This window comes from Streptomyces sp. NPDC056296 (genome assembly GCF_042268605.1).
Classification (GTDB): Bacteria; Actinomycetota; Actinomycetes; order Streptomycetales; family Streptomycetaceae; genus Streptomyces.
The window spans coordinates 120,665-144,354 of sequence record NZ_JBHJRX010000007.1; the positions used below are offsets into that span (position 1 = coordinate 120,665).

General features: G+C 67.7%; 17 protein-coding genes and 1 pseudogene. 14 read left to right on the top strand and 4 right to left on the bottom strand.

The window, feature by feature from the left end; genetic code table 11:
- Nucleotides 1–37 precede the first annotated feature (37 nt).
- The 6 genes from ACFCZF_RS07135 (at nucleotide 38) to ACFCZF_RS07160 (ending at nucleotide 7,198) form a co-directional block, all read left to right on the top strand.
- Nucleotides 38–1,177, top strand: a complete 1,140-nt coding sequence (locus tag ACFCZF_RS07135) for a zinc-binding alcohol dehydrogenase family protein (RefSeq protein WP_376670801.1) — start codon at nucleotides 38–40, stop codon at nucleotides 1,175–1,177.
- Nucleotides 1,174–2,820: a bifunctional 3-(3-hydroxy-phenyl)propionate/3-hydroxycinnamic acid hydroxylase gene (locus ACFCZF_RS07140; RefSeq protein WP_376670802.1), complete on the top strand. Its 1,647-nt coding sequence runs from the start codon at nucleotides 1,174–1,176 to the stop codon at nucleotides 2,818–2,820. The genes ACFCZF_RS07135 and ACFCZF_RS07140 overlap by 4 nt, the downstream gene beginning before the upstream one ends.
- On the top strand, nucleotides 2,807–4,123 hold the full coding sequence (locus tag ACFCZF_RS07145) for an MFS transporter (RefSeq protein ID WP_376670803.1): 1,317 nt from the start codon (nucleotides 2,807–2,809) through the stop codon (nucleotides 4,121–4,123). Before ACFCZF_RS07140 ends, ACFCZF_RS07145 begins: the two co-directional genes overlap by 14 nt.
- Nucleotides 4,120–5,301 carry a DUF3500 domain-containing protein gene (locus ACFCZF_RS07150; protein ID WP_376670804.1) on the top strand — a complete coding sequence of 394 codons (1,182 nt, stop codon included), beginning with the start codon at nucleotides 4,120–4,122 and terminating at the stop codon, nucleotides 5,299–5,301. The genes ACFCZF_RS07145 and ACFCZF_RS07150 overlap by 4 nt, the downstream gene beginning before the upstream one ends.
- Nucleotides 5,298–6,197 (top strand): fumarylacetoacetate hydrolase family protein, encoded by a 900-nt coding sequence (locus ACFCZF_RS07155; RefSeq protein WP_375916352.1) that lies wholly within the window; start codon nucleotides 5,298–5,300, stop codon nucleotides 6,195–6,197. The genes ACFCZF_RS07150 and ACFCZF_RS07155 overlap by 4 nt, the downstream gene beginning before the upstream one ends.
- Nucleotides 6,198–6,472: 275 nt before the next feature.
- Complete coding sequence (locus ACFCZF_RS07160) at nucleotides 6,473–7,198, top strand: GntR family transcriptional regulator (RefSeq protein WP_375916349.1); 726 nt, start codon at nucleotides 6,473–6,475, stop codon at nucleotides 7,196–7,198.
- Between the two features lie 30 nt (nucleotides 7,199–7,228).
- Here ACFCZF_RS07160 and acs read toward each other — a convergent pair whose 3' ends face one another.
- Nucleotides 7,229–9,214, bottom strand: coding sequence for an acetate--CoA ligase (gene acs / locus ACFCZF_RS07165; protein WP_376670805.1), 1,986 nt, complete (start codon nucleotides 9,212–9,214; stop codon nucleotides 7,229–7,231).
- A 456-nt stretch (nucleotides 9,215–9,670) separates the two neighbouring features.
- On the opposite strand from acs, the gene ACFCZF_RS07170 reads away from it, so the two are divergent.
- A complete protein-coding gene (locus ACFCZF_RS07170; protein WP_376670806.1) occupies nucleotides 9,671–10,036 on the top strand; it encodes a hypothetical protein in 366 nt (121 codons plus the stop codon).
- The gene (locus ACFCZF_RS07175; protein ID WP_376670807.1) at nucleotides 10,033–11,649 is read left to right on the top strand and encodes a cation acetate symporter; all 1,617 of its coding nucleotides are present in this window, start codon (nucleotides 10,033–10,035) and stop codon (nucleotides 11,647–11,649) included. Before ACFCZF_RS07170 ends, ACFCZF_RS07175 begins: the two co-directional genes overlap by 4 nt.
- A 663-nt stretch (nucleotides 11,650–12,312) precedes the next feature.
- Here the strand turns inward: ACFCZF_RS07175 and ACFCZF_RS07180 are convergent.
- Nucleotides 12,313–13,158 carry a TetR/AcrR family transcriptional regulator gene (locus ACFCZF_RS07180; protein WP_376670808.1) on the bottom strand — a complete coding sequence of 282 codons (846 nt, stop codon included), beginning with the start codon at nucleotides 13,156–13,158 and terminating at the stop codon, nucleotides 12,313–12,315.
- Between the two features lie 102 nt (nucleotides 13,159–13,260).
- On the opposite strand from ACFCZF_RS07180, the gene ACFCZF_RS07185 reads away from it, so the two are divergent.
- The gene (locus tag ACFCZF_RS07185; RefSeq protein ID WP_376670809.1) at nucleotides 13,261–14,268 is read left to right on the top strand and encodes a hypothetical protein; all 1,008 of its coding nucleotides are present in this window, start codon (nucleotides 13,261–13,263) and stop codon (nucleotides 14,266–14,268) included.
- A gap of 36 nt (nucleotides 14,269–14,304) precedes the next feature.
- Here ACFCZF_RS07185 and ACFCZF_RS07190 read toward each other — a convergent pair whose 3' ends face one another.
- On the bottom strand, nucleotides 14,305–15,207 hold the full coding sequence (locus tag ACFCZF_RS07190; protein WP_376670810.1) for a FadR/GntR family transcriptional regulator: 903 nt from the start codon (nucleotides 15,205–15,207) through the stop codon (nucleotides 14,305–14,307).
- Nucleotides 15,208–15,446: 239 nt separating this feature from the next.
- Between ACFCZF_RS07190 and ACFCZF_RS07195 the strand changes: the two genes are divergently transcribed.
- The 3 genes from ACFCZF_RS07195 to ACFCZF_RS07205 all read left to right on the top strand — a co-directional run bounded on the left by ACFCZF_RS07195 (nucleotide 15,447) and on the right by ACFCZF_RS07205 (nucleotide 19,661).
- Entirely contained in the window at nucleotides 15,447–17,720 is a 2,274-nt protein-coding gene (locus tag ACFCZF_RS07195; RefSeq protein WP_376670811.1) for a CocE/NonD family hydrolase, read from the top strand.
- 116 nt (nucleotides 17,721–17,836) lie between these two features.
- Nucleotides 17,837–18,388, top strand: a complete 552-nt coding sequence (locus tag ACFCZF_RS07200; protein ID WP_375912258.1) for a nuclear transport factor 2 family protein — start codon at nucleotides 17,837–17,839, stop codon at nucleotides 18,386–18,388.
- Between the two features lie 43 nt (nucleotides 18,389–18,431).
- A complete protein-coding gene (locus tag ACFCZF_RS07205) occupies nucleotides 18,432–19,661 on the top strand; it encodes an acyl-CoA dehydrogenase family protein (protein WP_376670812.1) in 1,230 nt (409 codons plus the stop codon).
- On the opposite strand, the pseudogene ACFCZF_RS07210 reads toward ACFCZF_RS07205, so the two are convergent.
- A pseudogene (locus tag ACFCZF_RS07210) lies at nucleotides 19,658–20,495 on the bottom strand (leucine zipper domain-containing protein). The gene ACFCZF_RS07205 and the pseudogene ACFCZF_RS07210 sit on opposite strands and share 4 nt — an antisense overlap.
- Between ACFCZF_RS07210 and ACFCZF_RS07215 the strand changes: the two are divergent.
- Together ACFCZF_RS07215 and ACFCZF_RS07220 are read left to right on the top strand one after the other, a co-directional pair.
- Nucleotides 20,384–21,235, top strand: a complete 852-nt coding sequence (locus ACFCZF_RS07215; protein ID WP_376670813.1) for a DUF3500 domain-containing protein — start codon at nucleotides 20,384–20,386, stop codon at nucleotides 21,233–21,235. The pseudogene ACFCZF_RS07210 and the gene ACFCZF_RS07215 overlap by 112 nt on opposite strands.
- 83 nt (nucleotides 21,236–21,318) lie before the next feature.
- Nucleotides 21,319–23,685 carry a SpoIIE family protein phosphatase gene (locus ACFCZF_RS07220; protein WP_376670814.1) on the top strand — a complete coding sequence of 789 codons (2,367 nt, stop codon included), beginning with the start codon at nucleotides 21,319–21,321 and terminating at the stop codon, nucleotides 23,683–23,685.
- Nucleotides 23,686–23,690 lie beyond the last annotated feature (5 nt).

Below are 23,690 nucleotides of genomic sequence, written 5' to 3' on the forward strand. Positions count from 1 at the left end.
GTGTCGGACGACGGTTGTGAGGAAGTGAGGCTTGACGATGAACAACATGCATGCGCCGGGCAAGGCCGACCGGAGAGCCGATCGCACGGACGGCATCGAGTTCCAAGGCCGCGATCCCAGGAGCGCGGCCCAACACGACGCCGACGGAACTGCCGGCGGGGAGCCCCTGGCAGCGATCGTCGACGCTCCCGGCAGTGAACCGCGTCTGGGCCCGGTCCTCCTGCCGCCGCGCACACCCGGCACCACGCTCGTCGCCGTCGTCGCGGCACCGCTGAACCCGCTGGACCTTTTGATCGCCTCCGGCACCTTCCATTCCGCCCGGCACGAGGAGCCCTACGTCCCCGGCCGCGAGTGCGTGGGCATCGTTCTGGCCTCCGACCGGTACCCGCTCGGTTCCTGGGTCTACGGCGAGAGCGAGGCGTCGCCGGGCAGCCCGGGCGCCTTCGCCACGCAGGCGCTCATCGCCGACGAGGACCTCCTCCTGCTGCCCAACGGTCTCGACCCGGTGCGGGCCGCAGCCGTCGGTAACTCCGGCATTGCCGCGTACATGCCGTTGATAGAGGAAGCCGGGCTCCGTCCCGGAGAGACCGTGCTGGTGCTCGGTGCCACCGGCGCGGTGGGGCAGCTCGCCATCCAGGTGGCACGCGGATTCGGAGCGGGCCGGGTGACCGGCGCGGCACGCGATCAAGCGGCGCTGCGCGGCCTCCTCGAGCTCGGCGCGGACGCCGTCGTCGATTTGCGTGCGGACGAGGGCGCCGAGGAGCTGGCAGCGCGGCTGCTGGCGGTGGCCGGCCCCGTGGACGTCGTACTGGACGGCGTGTACGGCATGCCGCTGGAGGCGGCGCTCCGGGTGTGCGCACCTCGGGCAAGGGTGGTCAACATCGGCAATCCGGCCGGAGCGACCGCCCAGGTGCCGGCCGGGCTGCTCCGTGGCAAGCAGCTGACCCTGTCCGGTTTCGCGGGCCTGCACGTCCCGCTGCGGGACAAACGTGCGGCACTGACCTGGCTGTGGACCGCCCTCGCCCAGGGCGAGCTGAAGGTCGAGGTGCGTACCGTCGAGCTGGAGGAACTCCCGCAGGCATGGCGGGACCAGGCATCCTCGCCGCATCACAAGTGCGTCGTCCTGCCCTCCGGTGCGGACCGTCGGACCACGAAGCAGCCGGAGCCGAGCGCATGACCACGACACAAGAGACGAGCCCCGCAATGCCTCTGCGGCCGGTCGTCGACTGCGTGGTCATCGGTGGTGGCCCCGTCGGTCTGCTGAGCGCCCTCCTGCTCGGCCGCGCCGGTCTCCAGGTGTCCGTCATGGAACGCTGGCCCGAGCGGTATCCACTGCCCCGCGCCTGCACCATCGACCACGAGGCGCTGCGTATCCTCCAGGCGGCCGGGCTCATGGCCGACTACGCCCACCTGTTCGAACCCTCTCTAGGGGAGAGAGGCGGCTACGAGTTCCGCAACGGTGAGGGCGAGCTCCTGCAGGCCATCGACTGGAACCGAGCCGCGGAGTCGGGGTGGGCCAACACCAACGGCTTCTACCAGCCCGACCTGGAAGCGGCCCTGGAGGACGTGGCGGTCGCGACGCCCGGAGTGCACGTGCACCGTGGGTGGACCTTCCATGGACTGACCCAGGATCACGAAGGTGTGTCCGTCCAGGTCGCCCCCACCGAGAGCCCCGACGAAACTGTCGAAGTCCGGTCGCGATGGGTCATCGGGGCAGACGGAGCCAACAGTGCCGTTCGCTCGCAAGTCGGCCTCGAAGTCGGGGACTCGGGGTTCGAGGCCGACTGGCTCGTAGTGGACTACCAGCCACTGGTGGAGGAGCAGTGGAGCGCCTTCGTCACGCAGTACTGCGATCCGGCACAGCCGGCCACCGCGGTCAACAGCGGCCCTGGTCGGCGGCGTTTCGAGTTCATGCGCCCCGTGGACATGACCGTCGAAGAGCTCGGCCAGGACAGCACGGCCTGGCGGCTCATGGCGCCGTGGGGAGTGACATCCGAGACCGCCCGGCTGGAGAGGCATGCCGTCTACACCTTCCGCGGTCGCTGGGCGCACACCTGGCGCGAGCACAACGTCTTCCTGGCTGGGGACGCGGCTCACCTCATGCCCCCCTTCCTCGGGCAAGGACTCTGCTCGGGTCTGCGCGACGCCCGAGCGCTGACCTGGCGGCTCGCGATGGTCCACCGCCAACTGGCATCGCCGGCAGTGCTCGACACGTACGGTCCCGAACGCGCGGGACATGTCCGGGAGATCATCGATGAAGCGGTGGCGGCAGGCCGTGTCATCTGCGAAGTCGACGTCGAACGGGCGGCTGCCCGGGACGCCGCGTTGAGGGAGCGGTCACGCGACCCCGAGGCCGCCACCCGCAAGCCCCCGCACCCCCGGCTGGGTGAGCCGTCACTGACGCTGGCGAGCATGGGCACGGACGGACAGCTGGCCCCTCAGGGGCGGATCGAGGTCGACGGCTGGACGGGCCTGTTCGACGACGTCCTCGGCGGTACCTGGCAGCTCATCAGCCGTGCCGGGGACCCCGCCGGCCTGCTGAGCGAGGAAGACGCCGCTTGGTTCCGCCGGATGGGCGGCGTGACCGCTGACGTCTCGGGCCGAGGCTCCGTCCGGGATCTCGACGGTGCCTATGAGCAGTGGTTCACCGAGCAAGGATGCGAAGCGCTCGTTGCCCGCCCCGACTTCTATGTGTTCGCGGCCGGTGCGCACACCGACATCCCGTCCTTCGTCGCAGGACTGCGCCGGGCGCTGGACCCGGCATCCGCGCAGGGGCGGCCAGAGTCCGAACGGCGGAGGGTTCCAGATGGACACGCATGAGGCCGTGACGCTCACCAAGGCCACGGAAGAGGAATCACCCGACAGCGCGGCGGCGGGGTGGCGGACGGCGGCTGCGTCCGCGCTGGGTCTCGCATGCGGCCCCAGCGTGCTCACAGTGATGGCGTTCGGCGCGTTCATCAAACCGCTCGACCGGGAGTTCGGCTGGGGGGTGCCCGCCATCGCCCTGGCCGCTTCCTTCCTGAGCATCACGATCATGGTCATCTCGCCGATTCAGGGCCTCTTGGTCGACCGGTTCGGCGGCAGGCGGGTCATCCTGTACAGCTCTCCGGTCTTCGCGCTGTCGCTGATGGCGATGTACTTCCTGCCCGACAGCCTCACGGTCTTCTACCTGGCCTGGATCCTGATCCCGGCGTGCGGCCTGGGCCTGTGGCCGGTCTCCTATCTCCGGCTCACCGCGGGCTGGTTCGAGCGCAAGCTCGGATTCGCACTGGGGATCGCCAACTCCGGCATCGGGGTGGGCACCGTACTCGTCCCCATCCTCACCGCCTTCCTGATCGGGACCTTCGGCTGGCGCACGGCGTTCTTCGGGCTCGGAGTCTTCGCGCTCATCGCGTATCCCGTCGCGTACTTCCTTCTCGCCGAGCCGAGCGCGCGCAGGACGGCCGCGCAGGCCGGCGGCGACACGCTTCGGGTCGCGGCGACGAGGCGTCCCTTCTGGCTCGTGCTCGGCGCGTTCCTGCTGTTGGGAGTGATCGGTTCCAGCATCATCGTCCACCAGATCCCCCTGCTCCAGGATGCCGGTGTCTCCGAGGACGTCGCCAATCTGGTGCCCGTCGCGCTCGGGGTCGCGCTCATCGTGGCGAGGGTCGCGACCGGATGGCTGCTGGACCGCTTCAAGGTCTCGCTCGTGATGGCCATCTACCTTGTGGGCGGCATCGCCTCAGTGCTGCTGTTCGCCGCGGGACCCAACGTGGTGACGGGCATCCTCGCCGCTTCACTGGCCGGGCTGCTGATCGGCGCCGAGTTCGACGTCCTCAGCTACCTCATCCCGCGCTACTTCGGCCGGCTGGCCTTCGGCAAGATCTACGGAATCGCCTTCTCGGTGTTCCAGATCGGCTCCGCGATCGCCGCTTCGGCCGTCAGCGTCAGCCGCGACGCCTACGGCTCCTACACGCCGGCGATGCTCACCCTGTCCGTCGTCTGCGTCGTCTGCATGGGGCTGTTCCTCAACCTCGGTCCGTACCGTGACGAAGATGCGGAGGAGCACCGCGCCGAACCACCGCCCGTCCCGCTCGGCCCCGAGAACGGGATCAGCCCACAAGGAAAGCACGGAACGTCATGACGGCACTGTCACACTCGCATCCGAGCAGCGAACTCCCGCAGGCCCACCGACCGCGGCCGGGCGGCTCGTTCGACGCGACCGCGATCACCTTCGCGGCGATGGGGCTGTTCGACGCGCTGACGGGCGACCAGCGTGCGCGCGTACTGCTGCCCCACGAGGACCCCGGCCGTACGCACTGGAACTTCCTGCCGGAGTCCGGTCGCGCCGGCCTGCCACTCGGAGAGCTGGACCGTCACCAGGAGGCGCTGGCGCACCGGCTGATCGCAGAGTCGATGTCGATCCCCGCCTACGCCCGCGTGGTTCAGGTCATGACCAACGAGCACGTGCTTCGGGAACTCAACCTTCCCGTCTTCGGGCACATCGCGCCCACCTTCCGCGACGCGCGCGGCTACTTCTTCACCTTCTTCGGCCAGCCGCAGCCGGACACCACCTGGGGCTGGCGACTGGTGGGACACCATCTGTCGGTCAACGTGACGGTGGTCGACGGCGACCTGGTCAACGCCACACCCTTTCTCCTCGGTGCTGAACCGGCACGGTTCGGCCCCTTCCGGATTCTCGGCGAGGAGGAGGACGCCGCCTTCACGCTCCTGGACGGTCTCACCGGCTCCCAGCAGCAGCGGACAGTCATCCACTCCAGGCCGCCGGCGGACTTCGTCACCCGTACCGTCACATCCATCGGCGAGGTGGAGTACCCGGCGTACCACGGTGTCGGCCGCCGCGACGCGATGATCACCGACGAGGACCGCAAGGCCCTGGCCTACTTCAGGGCTCACCCCCGTGGCTGTCGGGCAGGTGACCTCTCACCCACCCAGCGCGGGCACTTCGACACCCTCTTGGCCCTCTTCGTCGAGCGTGCGCGTCCTGGGCTGGTGGGATACGAGATGGACCGCATCGCGGCCGCCGGAGGCGTCGAAAACCTGCACTTCGCCTGGGCGGGCGGCACCTCCATCGAGCAGCCGCACTACTTTCGCATCCAGGGCCCGGTCACCCTCGTGGAGTTCGACAACGCCGAGGACAACGCCAATCACGTGCACAGCGTCTGGCGCGACCCCACGAACGACTTCGGTGCCGACCTGCTGATCCAGCACCACCTCGAGCACGACCACACCGGGTCACACGAGGACCGAGAAGAAGCCCCGGGGCCACATTCCGGGGAACGAGAAGGGGAAGCCACATGAGAATCGTAGGTGTCAAGCGACCGCACGCCGACTCGGGCGTGGAGGTCGCAAGCCTCGCCGAGAAAGGCGATGTCGTCACTGTCATAGCCTCTCTGGCGGACTTCTGGGCCGACCCGGCGGGGCATCTGTCCCGGCCGCCCGCCGGCCCGGTGCTCGCCGCGGACTCGGTCGAATTGGTGCCCCCGGTACGTCCCGACGCCCGCGTCTTCTGCATCGGGCTCAACTACATGCGGCACGCCGCTGAGGGGTCCTTCCGCGACCAGGAACTGCCCCCATATCCCACCCTGTTCGCTCGGTGGACCCAGTCCCTGACCGTGGACGGCGCTGAGGTCCCCGTGCCCTCCAACGAAGAGGGCCTCGACTGGGAGGGCGAGGTCGTTGCCTGGGTGGGCACACCGCTGGTCGACGCCACTCCCGAGGAGGCCCTGGAATCCGTCATCGGCTACTCCACTTTCAACGATCTGACCTCGCGCAAGGCCCAGAAGCTCACCTCGCAGTGGATCCTGGGGAAGAACGGGGACCGGTCCGGGCCGATCGGCCCGATGATCCCAGCCGCGGAGGTCGGCGATCTCAGCCAGGGCCTGAGGCTGCAGACCCGGGTCAATGGGGTAACGGTGCAGGACGACCACACCGATCAGATGATCTACACGGTCGGGGACACGCTGTCCTTGATCTCCCACACTCTGTCCCTGCGCCCCGGCGACATTCTCGCCACCGGCACACCGGCCGGAGTCGGCTACGCCCGGAAGCCCCCGCAACTGCTTCAGCCGGGGGACACCGTCGAGGTCGAAGTGGACCGGCTGGGAGTACTGCGCAACACGGTGGTGGGCAATGAACGTCGGTCCGCTCATGACGTTCCCTCCGAGCGTCGTTTCTTCGACGGTATAGGCGCCTGAGAACTCCGAACCGGAAGCTTCGAACGACGTGGCGCAACCCGCCGGCGGGCATACTGGCTGCCCGTCGGCGGTTCCTCATGCCTCGCGCGCTGGTGAATTTCGCGTCGGCAACAAGAGTGCCGCAACCAGCGAGTGTCGACACCTCCGGCCAAGGATCACGAAAAGTGTCGGCAGCCTGATGCCCGACGTCGGCTACGGTTGTGTGTGCGCGGCTCATCCGAGCGGCCCCGAGAAACCCGAACATCATCTGGGAACGCACGAAAGGTCGGCAAAGTATGACGGCACAGCCAGTCGAGGTGGACGGCCTCGCCCACCCCGACGAGGTGAGCAGAGCCCACCACACGCTGCGGCGTGCGATCATGCACGGCGATCTGCGACCGGGCGACCCGCTGTCACAGGTCGCTCTGGCCCGGCAAATGGGGGTGAGCCGCGGTCCCCTGCGCGAAGCGCTCAGGATCCTGCAGCGTGAAGGGTTCGTCCAGCAGGAGTCGCAGCACCGCGCCCGTGTGACGACGTTCAGCAATGAGGATCTCGATGAGCTGTACGCGATGCGCATCAGTCTCGAAGCGCTCGCGATCGGCATCGCGGTTCCCCGGATGGGCGAGGCAGATTTCCAGCAACTGGACCAGCTGCTCAAGGAGATGGACGAGACAGCGCGCACGGGAGACGTCGAGCAGTGGGAATGCCCGCACGAGCAGTTCCACCGCGCACTGGTGCACCCGTCGGGCCCGCGCCTCGAACGCGAACTGACCCTGCTCTCGGACCACGCCACGCGCTATCGCCTGGCCTTCGTCTCCTGGAATCCGCTCGAGTGGCAGGCGGAGACGAGCACGCAGCACCGCACGATCGCCGAGGCGGTGAAGGCGGGTGACGCGACGGCCGCCTCGCACGCTCTGGCGGCCCATCTGGCCCGCACCGCTCTCGTCGTCCTGTCGATCTCCGCACCCTCCTACGAGCCCGTTCGCATCCGCAGGGCCCTGGCCGCGGCCGGCGTGCAGTAGCCGCTCCCGGGGCCCTGCCACGGAGACCGGTCAGTCTTCGTTGGACGCCGTCGGGAGCTTCGTCTGGATGAGGTCCATGACGGTGGAGTCGGTCAGGGTGGTGACGTCTCCGAGCTGCCGGTTCTCCGCGACGTCGCGGAGCAGGCGGCGCATGATCTTGCCGGAGCGGGTCTTGGGCAGTTCCGCCACCGGCAGGATCCGCTTGGGCTTGGCGATCGGGCCGAGGGTGGCGCCGACGTGGTTGCGTAGGTCGGCGACCAGGGTCTCGGTCTCCGCCGCCGAGCCGCGCAGGATCACGAAGGCCACGATGGCCTGCCCGGTCGTCTCGTCCGCCGCGCCGACCACGGCCGCCTCGGCGACCGACGGGTGGGAGACGAGGGCGGATTCGACCTCGGTGGTGGAGATGTTGTGCCCGGAGACGAGCATCACGTCGTCCACGCGGCCCAGCAGCCAGATGTCGCCGTCGTCGTCCTTCTTGGCGCCGTCGCCCGCGAAGTACTTGCCCTCGAAGCGCGACCAGTACGTGTCGATGAACCGCTGGTCGTCGCCCCAGATGGTGCGCAGCATCGACGGCCACGGCTCGGTGAGGACGAGGTAGCCGCCACCGCCGTTCGGCACTTCATTGGCCTCGTCGTCGACGACGGTGGCACAGATGCCGGGCAGCGCGCGCTGGGCGGAGCCCGGCTTGGCCTCCGTGACGCCGGGCAGCGGCGTGATCATCATCGCGCCGGTCTCGGTCTGCCACCAGGTGTCGACGACCGGGGTGGCGTCGGCGCCGATGTTCTTGCGGTACCAGACCCAGGCCTCGGGGTTGATCGGTTCGCCGACCGAGCCGAGGACGCGCAGGGACGACAGGTCGAACTTCGCGGGGATGTCGTCGCCCCACTTCATGAACGTCCGGATCGCGGTGGGTGCGGTGTAGAGGATGGAGACCTTGTACTTCTGCACGATCTCCCAGAAGCGGCCCTGGTGCGGGGTGTCCGGGGTGCCCTCGTACATGACCTGCGTCGCGCCGTTGGCGAGCGGGCCGTAGACGATGTACGAGTGTCCGGTGACCCAGCCGACGTCGGCGGTGCACCAGAAGACGTCGGTGGCCGGCTTGAGGTCGAAGACCGCCCAGTGCGTGTACGCCGTCTGCGTGAGGTAGCCGCCGGAGGTGTGCAGGATGCCCTTGGGCTTACCCGTCGTACCGGACGTGTACAGGATGAACAGCGGGTGCTCCGCCTCGAACGCCTCCGGCGTGTGCTCGGCGGACTGCCGCTCGACGGTCTCGTGCCACCACTTGTCGCGGGAGTCGTCCCAGGCGACGTCCTGGCCGGTGCGGCGGACGACGAGTACGTGCTCGACGATGCCGGCGCGCTCGGCGGCCTCGTCGACGGCCGGCTTGAGCGCGGACGGCTTGCCGCGCCGGTAGCCGCCGTCGGCGGTGATGACGACCCGGGCGTCGGCGTCCTGGATGCGGGTGGCGAGGGCGTCGGCGGAGAAGCCGCCGAAGACCACCGAGTGGGCGGCGCCGATCCGGGCGCAGGCCAGCATCGCGATCGCCGTCTCCGGGATCATCGGCATGTAGACGGCGACCCGGTCGCCCTTGCGCACGCCCAGCTCCAGCAGGGCGTTGGCGGCCTTGGAGACCTCGTCCTTGAGCTGGCCGTAGGTGATGGCGCGGCTGTCGCCGGACTCGCCCTCGAAGTGGATGGCGACCCGGTCGCCGTTCCCGGCCTCCACGTGCCGGTCCACGCAGTTGTAGGCGACGTTGAGCTTGCCGTCCTTGAACCACTTGGCGAACGGCGGGTTCGACCAGTCCAGGGTCTCGGTCGGCTCCTCGGCCCAGCTCAGCCGGCGGGCCTGCTCGGCCCAGAAGCCGAGCCGGTCGGCCTTGGCCTGTTCGTACGCCTCCGCCGTGACATTGGCGCTCGCGGCCAGGTCGGCGGGCGGTGCGAACCTGCGTACTTCCTTCGCGAGGCTGGCGATCGCCGTACCGTCGACGGCTGCTTCGGCGTCCCGTGATGCCGACATGTCTGCTCTCTTTCTGCCCTGTGAGGGCCCGCAGATCTTCTTGCGCGCACGAGAGGATCCCCGATCACTGACTCGCCGCGTGACACTTTGATGAATGTAGCTTGTAACCGAGTCCTGGTCCAGGTTCGATGAGCTGGCGAGCGGCCCGACCGGGCGCCTCACGAGCTCCAAGGCATATGCGATGTAACAGCTTGCTCGTAATCACCACGCGGGTATTGGCACTGACGCCTGGTAACCGGCATGCTGCTCGCAGGGCACCGCTGAAAGAAGGCGTGACCCTTCCTTGTGCCCACGGCTTTCTGCGTGTAGTGCCGCCCGATCCCGCGGACCGCGCCGCTTCCAGCCGCATTCACTGACCGCAGCCGATCGCTGTCACGTTCGACACCGATCGTCCGCCGTCGCTCGCCCCTGCCGGCGCATCCCCGGCCGGTTCTCCCTTGAGCACGATCAGGAGACATGATGGAACCATCCGGGCACTCATTCTTCGAGGTGAGGCCTGCTTATGCGCCATCACCCCGTCCGAGTCAGGACGACCACGCCTTCGCCGTCCTGCGCGCCGCCGTCGCACGTTCGCGCAAGCGTTTCGTCGTCGTCAACGCCTTGGCGTGGGTGGTGGCCGTAGGAGCTCCCACTCTTGCCGGACTGCCGGTGGGCACGGAGATCTTGGGTGAACTGACGGTCGGCATGGTGCTGTTCGCGGCACAGGCCGGTCTGCTACTCGCCTCTTCGGGGCGACTTGACCGCAGTCAGCGCGAGGCCCACCAGCAGTGGACCCACGGCCAGGCCTCCGTCTCGTTCCCAGCGGGCGGAGAGTACCGATGAGATACCGAGCCGAGCAGTTCCAGGCCGCAGAGGCCTTGGGCGCCGCACCGCTGGTGGCATTCCTCCTGGTCGTCTGCCTGGCCGTACTTCTGTATCTGCTCCACGGAGCGGGGGACCCCGATGACACCACCGACGTCTACGTGGCCGGCAGGTCACTGCGGCCCGTGCGCAACGCCCTCGCCCTGACCGGAGACTACATCTCCGTCATCACCCTGCTGAGCGTCACAGGCCTGGTGGCACTCGCCGCGCACGACGGCATGGCCATGGCCGTCAGCGGCGTCGCGGCTCTCGGAGTTCTGCTACTCCTCGCCCAACCACTGCGCAACGTCGGCCGATTCACGCTCGGCGACACGTGGAGCGAGCGCTTCCCCGGTACGCGGGCGCGGGTCGCCGGAACAGTGGCGACGCTCTGCTTCTGCTTGCCCCTCATGGTCGTACAGCTGGTCGTGGCGGGCGCGGCCGTGTCCTTCCTGCTGGGGCTCTCCGATCTCGGTGCGGCGGCACAACTCTGCACCGCGCTCATCGGAGGCATCATGATTTGCGCCTCCTCCCTCAACGGGATGCGGGGCAACAGCATTCTCCAGGCGATCAAGACGATCGTGCTGCTCCTCGCGATGGCCGTGCTGGCCGGCCAGGTGCTGGACAAGTTCGGTTGGAGCCCCAACCTCCTGCTCGACGCGGCCGGCCGCGGGGCCACGGGGTCCGCGGCCGGCGACGAAACCGGCCCTCTGCACCATGGCGGAGCCTCCGGCACTCTGTCCCAACTCTCGGCGCAGATCACTGTGGTGCTCGGAGCCGGAGTGGCCCCGCACATACTGATGCGGCTCAAGGCCTCCGAACAGGCCGATTCCGCGCGCCGCACGGTCAAGTACGCCATCGGTCTGGTCACCGTCTTCTCCGGGCTGGCCGTGCTGGTGGGTTTGGGTGCGCGCGCACTTGTGGGAGCGCAAGGCATCTCCGCGGCCGACCCGGAAGGCCTGGCCGCGGTCCCGCTGCTGGCCTTGCAGTTGGCTGCCGACGGGTCCAGCGGTGGCGCCATACTCGCTCTGACGGTCTCCATGATCTTCCTTACCAGTCTGACCGTCGTGGCCTCACTGACCTTGTCGTCGGCGGCGTCGCTCGCGCATGACATCTACGCTCCGACCGTTGGGCGCAAGCGCTCGATGACGAGCGAGATCTGGGCGATGCGCTGGTCCAGCGGGGCCGTTGGCGCGCTTGCCGTGGTGCTCGCGGTCGCACTGCAGGGCAAGAGCGTGGGCTTCCTTTCGTACTTCGCCGTCGGCGCCGCGGCAGCAGCCATCTTCCCCGCGCTCGTCCTCGGCTTGTTCTGGCCCGGCTACACACGCGCCGGCATGCTCTGGAGTGTCTACGGCGGGCTCGCCTGCTGCGTGGTGCTGCAACTCTTCGGACCGGCCGTCTCGGGAACGCCCGATTCGATACTGCCCGGCGTCGACTTCGCCTGGTTCCCACTGGAGACGACCGGGCTGGTGTCCATCCCGGTGGGCTTCCTACTCGGATGGGCGGCGAGCCGGGCATCGGCCGCCTCACCGTCAACACATCCTGGACACAGGCAATTTGAGAGGCAGGCCCTGACAGGCAACAGCAGGCTGTGATCGGAAGAAGTACGGTCCTGACCTTGGCTCCGCGGCAGGGTCAGGACATGGAGCCGCGGTCGGTGGACTCCGAACACGCTGGCCGACTTACGAAAAGATCAGTAGCTCGACGTCCTGCCAGCCGCTACGCACACCATCTGATCGCGATGCGTTCCGGGCGAATCCTCGCGCAGGGCACCCCCGGCTGAGGTTATGACAGCCGAAACTATGCGTAAGACTTTCGGTGTCGCAGCCATCGTGATCACCGGAACGCCTCGGCCAACTGGTGCTCGTCGGACTCGGCGTTGACGCCTCGTCGCGCGACACAGACCTGCGGAATCTGGCCGACGAGATCGGGGCACGCGTCACCCACCTGCAGCTGAGCACGCCCACCTTGCACCAAGTGGTCGACGAACTGGCCGAGAGCGCCCGGGGCTCTCAGGTGCGCCTTGTCACCGCGCCCAGCGGAGGGAGTGTGGCCCCTGCCCGTTCGTGGATACGACGAGTGGCCGCGGCCGTCATGTGCTGGTGTGCCGTGGGCCTCGATGCACCGTGCGAGACGCGGCCGCGACAGTGGAGGCGCTGACCGCACGGCTCCGTGAGTGAGGGCTTGGTGACGACGAGGTATCGCTGACTCGGACCGGATGCCTTTTCCCCCGCAGCCTGCACTGACGCCCCATGTGCTCATTCTCCGTCCCCGGATGAAGGTGACGGGAGGGCGACGACCCGGAGGAAGGCCTGGGTGAAGGTTTCGATCGCTTCGTCCGTCGTAGGCAGGTCGATGTCGTGGACCAGGCCGGTCACGGGGCGCAGCAGGAAATGCAGGAAGATGGGGCTGGTCATCTGCTGCGTGAGCAGGAGAAGGGGCATCTCACGAATACGGCCCGCTGCGGCCTCCTCAGCCAGCCACGATCCCACGCCCGCCAGCAGGCGAGGGGTTACGGACTGGAAGACCATCTGTACATTCGCGTCACCGGGTCGCGCGAAGACTTCCGCCAGGAGGGCCGGCAGGACGCGCGGCTCTCGCTGCAAAGCGTCCACGAGCAGTTGGTAGAACCGACGAACGGTGTCCTCCAGGTCGCCGCGCGGCCCGGCCAGGAGCGCCTCCACGTCGACGATGGGGCTATAGCGCTCGAACACGGCGCGCAGGAGCTCGTCTCGCCCCCCGAAGGTCACGTAGAGGCTCGGCACGGAGCACGCGGCTGATGATGCCACGCGCTCGAAGGTGACTGTCCCCAGTCCCTGTGTGCTGATCAGATCCGCTGTGGCCTCGATGGCGCGCTCTCTCACCGGCTTTCGTGCCCCAGAGGCGATGCCGGCGGCCTGCAGGGCCTTGTCCAGGGTGTGCCGGGTGCCACCCAGTCGACGCAGCAGTGTGCTGCGGGAGATTCCGGCTTCCAGGGCGATGTCGCGCAGGGTCACATCTGCTGCTGGCACGCCTTGTGCGGCCGCGGCTCGGAGCGTGGCGTCGATGACTTCCTGGGGAACGTCGAATGATTCAGCGGTCTGGGACTCGTTGGTACGTGGCATGTGGTTTAATGTACTATCTAATCGAGTATCAGTCCAGGATATGGTGCGCGTCTGCGAACGCCGAGCCCTTCCTGTGGTGCGTGGTGCTCAGAAAGACTCCTCATGACCAAGCACTCTGCCACGTCCAACTTTGGACGCAAGCTTGCTCAAGTGGTCCTGGGCTTGACTGCCCTGGTCACCTTGACACTGTGCGCGTTCGCACTGCCCCCGATTCACAGCGGTCCGCATCACGTCCCGATCGGGGTGACGGGTCCTCCGCAGTTCACCGAGGCTTTCCAGGAGAAGCTCGACCGGCACGCATGGGAAGTTCGCCAGTACGAGACCTCCGCTGCTGTCAAATCCGCGGTCGAATCGCGCGACATCGACGGCGGACTCGCCTTCACTGCTCAGGGTGTCGACGTTTGCACGGCGACCGCCGGTGGCCCCTCAGTCACCGGTGCGATCACTGAACTGGGAAACCGCGTCGCCGCGGAGCAGGGGGCCCGAGCCGCCGTTCATGACCTGGTGCCGTTCACCGAGGACGACCCGCGCGGCGCGGGAATTGCCGCCGCGCTCTTGCCCATGATCTTCGGCGGCATGTTCCCGACACTGTTCCTGAATGCCATATTTCCAGGGCACCGCGGTCTGCGGACCCGTCTGTCAGGGGCTCTGCTGTTCTCGCTCCTGACGGGGGCCGTCGTGGCCGCCTTCCTTCAGTTCGTCACACAGTCCGTCGACGGTGACTACGGGCTTACTGCCCTTGGGCTCGTGCTGGGCTTGACCGCGCTGTCCACGACGCTGATCGGGCTGCAAGCCTGCCTCGGAGTCGCCGGCCTCGCTCTCGGTGGGGCACTCGTGATGCTTCTTGGCAATCCGCTGTCCGGCCTGGCCAGCGGACCTCACTGGCTCCCTAGCGGCTGGTCCACGCTCGGTCAGCTGCTGCCGCCGGGTGCCGCCGGCAGTCTCCTGCGCGCCAACGCGTTCTTCGACGGCCAAGGGGGCGTTCTACCCGCCCTTGTCCTCACTGTCTGGGTCGTCGCTGGAGTCTTCCTGATCCTCGTCGCCGACCGGCAGGGACGCATCAAGCCTTCCCATGCCGCCGGTGGCCGCTATGTACCGGTCCAGCCGTAGGGGGGCGAAGTCATGTCGATCAGCTGTCCCCGAAAGTCATCGCTCCGCGCGGTTGAGCTCTGCGGCGAAGAGAGCGGACGCACTCTTCAGGATCGCGTTCGCCTGGCGCAGCTCCTCGTTCTCACGTCGAAGGACGGAGATCTGCTCGTCGTCGACAGCAACGGCGGAACCGGAGTCCCCGACGTCGGCGTGAGCCGCTGTGCGTGGCTGGTCCGCGCCGACGGGACCCAGCCCCGAGCAGCCGTCCAGCAAGCCGGACTCAGCCCCGGCCCGGTGCGCTTCCACCGCCGCTCTCGTACGGTCCTCGTCGCCGAGCGTGATCGCCGCCACCAGCTCCTCGTGTACGGCAAGGCGCTGGTCCAGGTAGTCAGTCGGAGTCGAATCGGCCTCACGGTCGGCACGGACCGTCAGTTCCGCGATGCACTGCATCGTGCCCACATACATGGCACGGGCCAGGTGGTTGCGGGTGATCGCGGCGATGCGTTCGTGCAGGGCCCAGTTGGCCTGGAGGAAGCGCTCCAGATCGCTTCGGGCGTCGCGCAGCGCGTCGAGGCACGCTTCGAGGTCCTCGGCGTCCCGATCCGTCCGGCCCCGAGCCGCCTCGAGCGCGATGAGTTCCTCCAACGAGTCACGCACGGCGATCGCGTCCGCGACCGTCGTAGCTCCCTGCGGCACCCTCAGCAGCGTCTGACGCAACCGGACCACTGGACTGACCTGTGCGACGAAAAGCCCGCCTCCGCGTCCTGGGCGCACCTCCGCGCTCCCGCGTTCGGTGAGCAACCGGACCGTCTCGCCGATGGTCGCCCTGCCGTACCCGGTCTGCTCCCGCAGTTCCTCCATGGTGGCTATGCGCTCACCAGGGCGCAGACCCCGGTTGTCGATCATCTGCTCGATGTCCGAGGCGAGACTCTTGGCCAAGCCAGGTGGTCGCGAATACATGCGAAGGATTCTAGCTCTTGACATGGGGACGGAGGCCTAGCAGGCTCAGAAGCACCCGAAACATACGGGTGGTTAAATCGAGATCTCGTGGGTGGTGTGGCCCCGCGATAGATCAGGACAAGAGGGCTCAATCCGTAGCAGGACCGCCACCGTCATGATGCAGTCCCTCGGCACGAGGCCCGTGGCGTTGAGCGATCAAGGCCCGCGGCTCCTGTGCACGACTCCGAAAGCAGGACTCCATGCTGTGTAAGGGAAGGTTCGCAGGACCGGTCGCCGGCCTGCGATTCGAGACTCCCACGTGCTCGGGCTTCACGGATGGGAACGGGACCTTCGAGTACCGGGACGGCGAGACCATCGCCTTCTTCGTCGGTGCCGTCCTGCTCGGTGCGGCGCGCGGCGCTGAACGTCTCACCGTCGCCGACATCGTCGCGAGGGTCGACGGCAACCTGGACAAACTGGCCGACCCGGGGCTGACGAACATCGCCCGCTTTCTCCAGACACTGGACCGGGACGGCAACCTCGACGACGGGATCACGCTGACGCCGGAGATCCACACGCTGGTCGGCGACCGCGTCATCAACTTCCGCAATCAGACGACGTTGGCGCCCGGGCCGGCCGACCTCATCCAGGCGTTCACCGACGACCCGGCGGTCACGGTCCTGCTCGACGATCTGAACCAGGCGAAGGCCTTCACCGATGCCACACCGCGCAAGCTGAGGTCGGCGGCCGCAGCCCGCAACGAAATCCGGCGCAACGTCCTTGGCATCCGTCGGTACCGCGACGTCAAGATCCCTACACGGAACGGGTCGTTCGTCTACGCCGACGTCTACCGTCCCGATCACGGGGGCCCCGTCCCCGTGATCATGAACTGCGGCGTCTACGGCAGGGCCTTCGTCCACCACTCGATCTGCGGCGAAGAGGACGCCGAGAAGCACGAGCTGATGGAGGAGCGGTACTTCCTGGGCAACCCCAACGGGTACGAGTACGAGAACCACGAGACCGTCAACACGGTGACCTGGATCCCTCGGGACTACGCGGTCGTGCGCGTCGACGGCCCAGGCGCCGGCAAGAGCCCGGGCACCCTGGGAATCTGGGGCATCGACGAGGCGGAGGCGTTCTACGACGCCATCGAGTGGGCCGGGGTACAGCAGTGGTCCAACGGGAACGTCGGGCTGTGGGGCATGTCGTACTACGCGGTCAACCAGCACGCCGTGGCGAGCCTGCGGCCGCCGCACCTCAAGGCGATGATCGCGATCGGGACGGACGCCGACCTCTACGAGGAAGTCGTCTACACGGGAGGGATCCTCAACGAGGAGTTCTTCCCCATGTGGTTCCAGAAGGGCATCGCACCCGCGATCTGCGGTGAGGTCGACGCCAAGGATTTCCTGGCGATGGCCAAGGACAATCCCTTCAAGGACTCCGACCCCGCCCTGGTCTTCGGTCCCCGGTCCGAAGTGCTGATGAATCCGGATCTCAGCGATGTCTCGGTGCCGCTGTGGACCGTCGCCGTGACGACGCACCCTGCCAACTTCCACCAGCTCGGCAGTAGCGAGACGTACCTGAACACTCCCACGAAGAACAAGAAGATCGACTTCTGGGAGGACTGGTTCATGAAGTCCTACCAAGCCTCCACGGTCGAGGACCACGTGGCGTTCTTCGACCACTGGCTCAAGGGCGTCGACAACGGGATCATGGACAAGCCGCCCGTGCGCCTCGAAATCCGGACCGGGCGCGGTGCTTCGTACCTGCAGGAAGAGCAGGAGTGGCCGATCGCCCGCACCGAGTACGTCAAGTGGTACTTGGACGCCCGGCCCTCCGACCTGGAGGGGGGCCTTCCCTGCGACAACGTGCTGAGTCTCGGGCGCGCGGTCCCCGATGCAGAGCGGTCCGTGGACTACTCGGCCGAGGTCGACCCGGCCGCACCGGTCGTACCGCCGGCGCCGATAGCCGGCCGGAAGGAGTGGACCACCGCGTCCTGCAGCCCCGGTGCCACCTTCGTCAGCCCGCCGCTGGAGGCGGACACCGTGCTCGCCGGCTACAGCAAGCTCGTCGTGTGGGTCTCCTCCACCAGTGAGGACATGGACCTCTTCGCGTCCGTGCGGGTGCTGGACGAGAACAACCACGAGGTCGACTTCTGCGGTCCGGCGGTCATTCCCGGCATCCCCACTGACCTCTACCCTCTGGCCAAGGGATGGCTCAAGGTCTCCCACCGCAAGCTGGACACCGAGCGTTCGACCGAGTTCCGGCCGAAGCACACCCATCTGCGTGCCGACCACGCCCCGCTGAGCAGAGGCGAAGTCGTCCCCGTGGAAGTGGAGATCATCCCGAATACGGGCCTGGTGCGGGCCGGACACCGTATCCGGATCGACATCCAGCCCTTCACCGGTGTCGGCCACGGCAGCAGGCATGCGTACGACGCGTCGTATCACGACGGTGCCCGGAACGCGATCTACACGGGCCCGGAGCACCCGAGCTACCTGCAGCTGCCGGTCCTGCCGCCCAAGGAAGCCTGACCGAGCCTCGCCAGGCAGAGGGAGGCGGCTCCACCGCCGATCAGTACTTGCCTGATAAGGCGACCTTCAGGATCACCCCGTACGAAGTACCACTCGAATCAGCAATGGAGAGTGCGATGAATATCGAGGAACTGAGCGCCCGAGCCGAAATCCACGACGTACTGCTGCGCTATTGTCGCGGTCTCGACCGGGTTGATATGAGCCTGGTCCGCGGCGCATTTCACGAGGACGCGTGGGTGCAGTTTCCGGAAAGCCTGCACGTCGGTCCCGTCGACGGTTTCGTGGAATTCCTGACGGGGGAGATGCCGCGCTTCGTTCGGACCATGCACTTCCTCGGCAACAGCCTCATCGAGTTCGACGGTCCTGCCGTCGCGCATGTGGAGACCTACCTCCAGGCCGACCACCAGGGCTCGGAGCGGCACCAGTGGAAGAACGAGACGGTCAAGCTCTGGGCCCGCTACCTCGACAGGTTCGAACTGCGTGACGGGCGGTGGCTGATCGCCCGCCGCAGGCTGCTCGTCGACTGGATGTACAAGTACCCCGCGGACGGCTGGTTCGACGATCACCCCGACGCCTCGGTAGGACGCCGTGACGGGACGGACCCCGGCCTCCAGAAGGTTGCCGGCTTCAGCGGTACGCCGCTGGGAAGTGGCGAATGGCCTGTCTGATCCGAGTTTCTCCGGAAAAGACAACCTAGGAGGTATTGGAATTATGGCGATGACCGCGAAAACGGACGTCGACCGGCCGCAGGCTCAGGAAATCCTGGCCCGCGTCGAGGATATGCAGCCCTGGCTGCGTGAGCAGCAGGCCGCCGCGGAGCGAGAGCGCCGTGTTCCCCAGGAGAGCATTGAACGTCTCGACGCCGCCGGTGTCTTCACCCTGACCACGCCGCGGCGCTACGGCGGTGCGGACTTCACGACACGCGAACTCCATGCCATCTACCGGGCTCTCGGCGCGGGATGCGGGGCGACGTCCTGGATGGTGTGGGCAGCCGCGGGAGGAAACCTGTGGAGCTTCTCCTTCGCCGACGAGGTCATGGCGTCGGTGTACGAGACGCCGTGGGTCGGTAACCGCACCTTCGCGCTGGGCGGCACGAGCCGGCGCATGTCCGGGACCGCGCGCCAGGTCGACGGCGGATGGATGGTCAAAGGCGCGTGGCCCTTCGCCACCGGCAGCGTTCACGCCTCCCACGGCTTTCTCGCCGTCTTCTATGACGCGACCGACGACGCCAAGGTCGGCATGGTTCTCGTCCCGAAGGACTCACTCGTCGCCCGGGATGACTGGGATCCCATGGGTCTTGCGGCCACGGGCAGCCAGACCATGGCGACGGATGGTGAGTTGTTCGTCCCGGACGAGCGCTTCAGCACCCCTCGGGATCTCAACGCCCGCCTCGCCGAGGCCACCGAGCAAGGAGTGGGGCCGCGCCGCGGGGGGATATCCCGCTCGATCGTGACCGGCACCGGCACGGCGCTCGGCATGGCCGATCACGCCATGGAGATCTTTCTCAGCGGGTTGGGGAAGCGGGGCATCCCTTATTCGATCTACTCCAAGCAGCTCGAGGCTCCGATCACCCATCTCACCGTGGGCCGCGCTCACGCGCAGATCCGAGCGGCGGGACGGGTCGCCGAGGCCGCGGCGGCCGAACTGGACCGACTCGACGCCGAGGGCCTGGACCCCACGGAGCGGGAGATCGTTCAGTTCCACACCGACGTCGCTTATGTCTGGGACGCCTGTGCCGCAGCGGTTGAGATGCTCTTCCATGCGTCAGGGGCATCCGCGATCATGAAACGCCAGCCCCTGCAGCTGATCGCCCGCAACTGTCGCGCCGGCAGCCTCCACGCGGCGCACACCATCGACACTTGGATGGAAAACATGGGACGCACGCTGTGCGAGGTCGAGGCCGGCCCGACCTCGACCAGCGTGCTCGAACGACGGGCCTAGGTGTGCTGTTCGGAGAGTTTCGTGACGCGGCTAGCGGGTTTTTGGCCGCCACACTGCCTGCCGTTCGCCGTCGGAGGTGTAGGGCCGCTGGTGGGCCCATTCCTCGAGCGTGTAGGTCCAGGCTATGTCCGTCAGCACGCGTTCGACGGTGATGTTCTGGGCAGCGAACCAGGCAGTGGCCCGTTGCAGGAAGCCGGCGCAGGCGGCGGCGGTTTCGTCGGCCAGGTCTTCGGTACAGGCCAGGCGTGGGTAGCCGTCCAGGGCGGTGTGCAGGTAGGCGTGTCCGGCTCCGTTGCGGTGGTCCTCGTTAGGGCTGCCGGCTGCTTGGCCACGAATCTTGTGCCCGCCGCCGTCGGGGATGCGGCCGCGTTTCTTGACGTCGATGTGGACCAGCTCGCCTGGCCGGGAGCGTTCGTAGCGGCGGACGGGCTCGCCGGTGTCCCGGTCGCAGGCGGCCAGGGAGGGCAGGCCATGGCGGTGCAGGATGCGGTGGGCGGTAGAGGCGGCGATGCCGCAGCGGGCAGCCAGTCGCACCGGGCCGATGCGGTGCTCGCGCCGTAGTCGGACAACCCGTGCCTCAAGGGCGGCCGGGGTGCTCAGGGGCTGGTGGTACGGGCGGCTGCAGCGGTCCCGCATACCCTCGGCGCCCAGTTGCCGGTAGCGGCTCGCCCAGCGGATGGCGGTGGTGTGGCTGACCTGGGAACGTTCGGCGGCCCGGAGCAATGGCCAGTAGTCGTCCACGACGCATCGGGCCAGACGCAGTCGTCCCGTTGGAGTCAGCGGGGCAATACGGTGGGAATGAGGGCCTTCTGTGTGCCGGTGAAGATGTCGCAATCCACACCGAACCCAGAAGGCCCTCACCCGTTCAAGCACCCAGCACGCGTGTCACCAACGTGCCGGGACAGCACACCTGGGCCGCCGGAACAGGGCCTGGCTCTGTTCGCCGTAGCCGGCTCTTGACGCGTGAGAGGGGTGTTCCTTGTCATCCGCTGCATCTCGCAAGTACCTTTCCCCGCTCATCACCCGCGCGTCGCCGGCATGAGGGCGTCGACGCGTACCACTACCGCGATCTCGGCCGAGTCGAGGGCACGTTCACCGGTGACATAGTCCGGGACCGGTCGCGCCTCAACAAGGACGACTACGTCGGTGCCACCGAGGACGGGGCCCTGCGTGAGGGGCATCACCGTCTGAGGCCGGCCGAGCCCGGAGAGGAGTCGCCAGTGGCCGTGATGGCCGCCGCGGCGCACCAGTTGGTCGACACGCTGGACAAGGGCGGTCGGGCCCGACTGTCCTACCCCGGGGACGCGGTCGAACGGCAGACGTGGTCCAACCCCGAGTTTCTCCACTTCGACACCGGACTGCGTTTGGAGTTCCAGCCGGTCGAGGTGCGGCGTCGCACTTGCTCTCGTCGCAGAATGCGCGTGACCGGCTCGAATCTGCGCAAGTTGGCGCGAGAGTCGGCCTCGTACTCCGACCTCTCGAACACCCGCTTCTTCAGGCTCATGCAGCCTCCTTTCGAAACGGCGTGTGAAGCTAGCTTAGAGGTATACTGTAACCGGATGCCGGTCCAGTGAAGCTGAATCCTCTCGCCGGAGAGCGAGGAGTCGGGCACCGCGACATGATGGAGGCACCGGCCCACGAAAGGTGGTGACACCACATGGAGGTGAGCGGGACGGGAAACGGTCCTGTCCTGGCCGGGGTGGCGACCGCGCTGATCGACGATCGTGGCGTCGTGGTCGGTTGGTCGCGTGCCGCAGAACGGCTGCTGGGGCGTCCAGCCGCTGAGGTCCTTCGGCGATCCGTTGGCCGGCTGCTGGCCGAGCCCGATGTCTTCGCCGGCGGTGAGCTGCCCCGGGGCGGCGATGCCGAGTTGCTCCACGACTCCGGGCAACCCATCGCCGTCCGCTATCGCACCGAGAGGCACAAGACCCTCGGACTGTCCCTGATCCTGGCCGTGGCCGTCGATCGGGCCGCCGAGATCGAGTGGGACATGGCGTTGTCGCGGGCGCTGCTGAGCCAGAGTCGCATCGGTTTCATCCTTCGGGACAAGGATCTCGCGGTGGTGCGCTCCAACCAGGTGGGCGGTGCCGTCGCTGGTCTGACGGTTCCCGTGGGCAGCCGGCTCTCCGACGTAATGCACCCGGACGACGCCGCCGGCGTGGAGGAGGCGCTGCGGGGTGTTCTGGAGACGGGCGTGCCCCTTGCCGCCCATGAGCAGCGTGTGCGGTCTGCGCGGGCACCACACGGTGACTGGTCGCTTGCCGTGTCAGCCCTGCGAACGGAGGACACGCATGGCAGGCCCACGGGGGTCGCCGTCCTCTTCACCGACGCCACCAAGCATTTGCAGGCCGATCGCCGGCGCGAGCTGCGCCACCGGGCGTCGGCGGGGATCGGCGGCACACTGGACATCAACCGGACTGCCCAAGAGATCGTCGACATGCTGGTTCCCGACGTCGCCGACGTCTCCTGGGTCAACCTCGCCGACGCCATCTACACCGGAGACGAGCCACCGAAGACGTTCGGCGGCGGCGATCTGCATCTGCGGAGGGCCGCGATGCGTATCGCGACCGGCCCGTGGCCCGCTGCACTCCTCGAACCGGGCGAGCCCATCCCTCACTTCCCCGATCTGCCCCTGGTCCGTGAGCTCCAGGAGGGCCGCACCATCATCGTGGGCCGGGCAGCCCTGGAGCGAGCGCTGGTCGATCACCCTTGGCTGCGACTCGTGGCCCCTCGCCAGGGGCACTCGATGATCGTGGCTCCGCTCTTTGCGCGCGGCCTGGTGCTGGGGGTCGTGACGGCCTGGCGTACTGAACGGGCCGAACCCTTCGAGGAGGAGGACGCCGGCCTGCTCAGCGAGATCGCGGCTCACTCGGCCTTGGGCGTGGACAATGCCCGCCGATACACACGCGAGCATCGGGCCGCCGTTGCCCTACAAGAGAGCCTGCTGCCGAAGGCGTTCACCGCCACCCGGGTCATGGAGACCGCGGGTGCGTACCTGCCCGCCGCGGGTGGGGCCGAGATCGGCGGTGACTGGTTCGACGCGATCGATCTTCCCTCGTTGCGAACCGCCCTCGTCGTCGGGGACGTGACCGGTCACGGACTGCATGCCACCGCGACCATGGGAAGGCTCCGAACCGCCGTTCAGACGCTGGCGGATCTGGAACTGTCGCCCGACGAACTGCTCGCTCATCTCGATGACTTGGTCTCCCGGCTCGCCGACGAGGCGGAACTGTCACAACGTGATTTCATCGGCGCGACCTGCTTGGTGGCTGTGCACGACCCGGTCGAGGAACGCTGCACGATTGCCTCGGCCGGCCATCCGCCACCGTTGCTGGTCTTGCCGAGCGGGGATGTGACCCCGGTGAATGTGCGGCCCGGGCCACCTCTCGGTGTCGGCGGTCTGCCGTTCGAACCCACTACCGTCGCCGTGCCATCCGGCAGCGTTCTCGCTCTGTACACCGACGGCCTGCTTAACCGGTACGGCACGGACATCGACAGCAGCACGCGTGACCTCTCGGACCGCCTTGCGCTGCACTGCCGCTCAGCCGGCGATCTGCGGCCACTTGCGCGGGACCTGATGAGCGGGGCCGCCCAACACCCACTGTCGGACGACGCCGCCCTTCTGCTCGCGCGCACGTCGGCGGTAGAGCCCGCAGACGTCGCCAACTGGGAGTTCCCGGCAGACCCCCGAGCAGTCTCTTCGGCCAGGGAGATGGCCGGAGCCAAGCTCGCGGAGTGGGGGCTGGAGGACATCAGCTTCGTCACCGAACTGATCGTCAGCGAACTTGTCACGAACGCCGTGCGTTACGCGGGTGGCCCCGTGGGGCTGCGCCTGATCCGCGGCGATTTTCTCTGCTGCGAAGTCACGGATCCCAGCAACACACAGCCCCGCATGCGACGGGCCCGTACCTCCGACGAAGGAGGCCGAGGCCTGTTCCTGGTGGCTCAAATGAGCCGCCGGTGGGGGAGTAGGTACGGCCAGAGCGGCAAGACCATCTGGGTCGAGCAGGAGCTGTCCGTGTGAAGCCG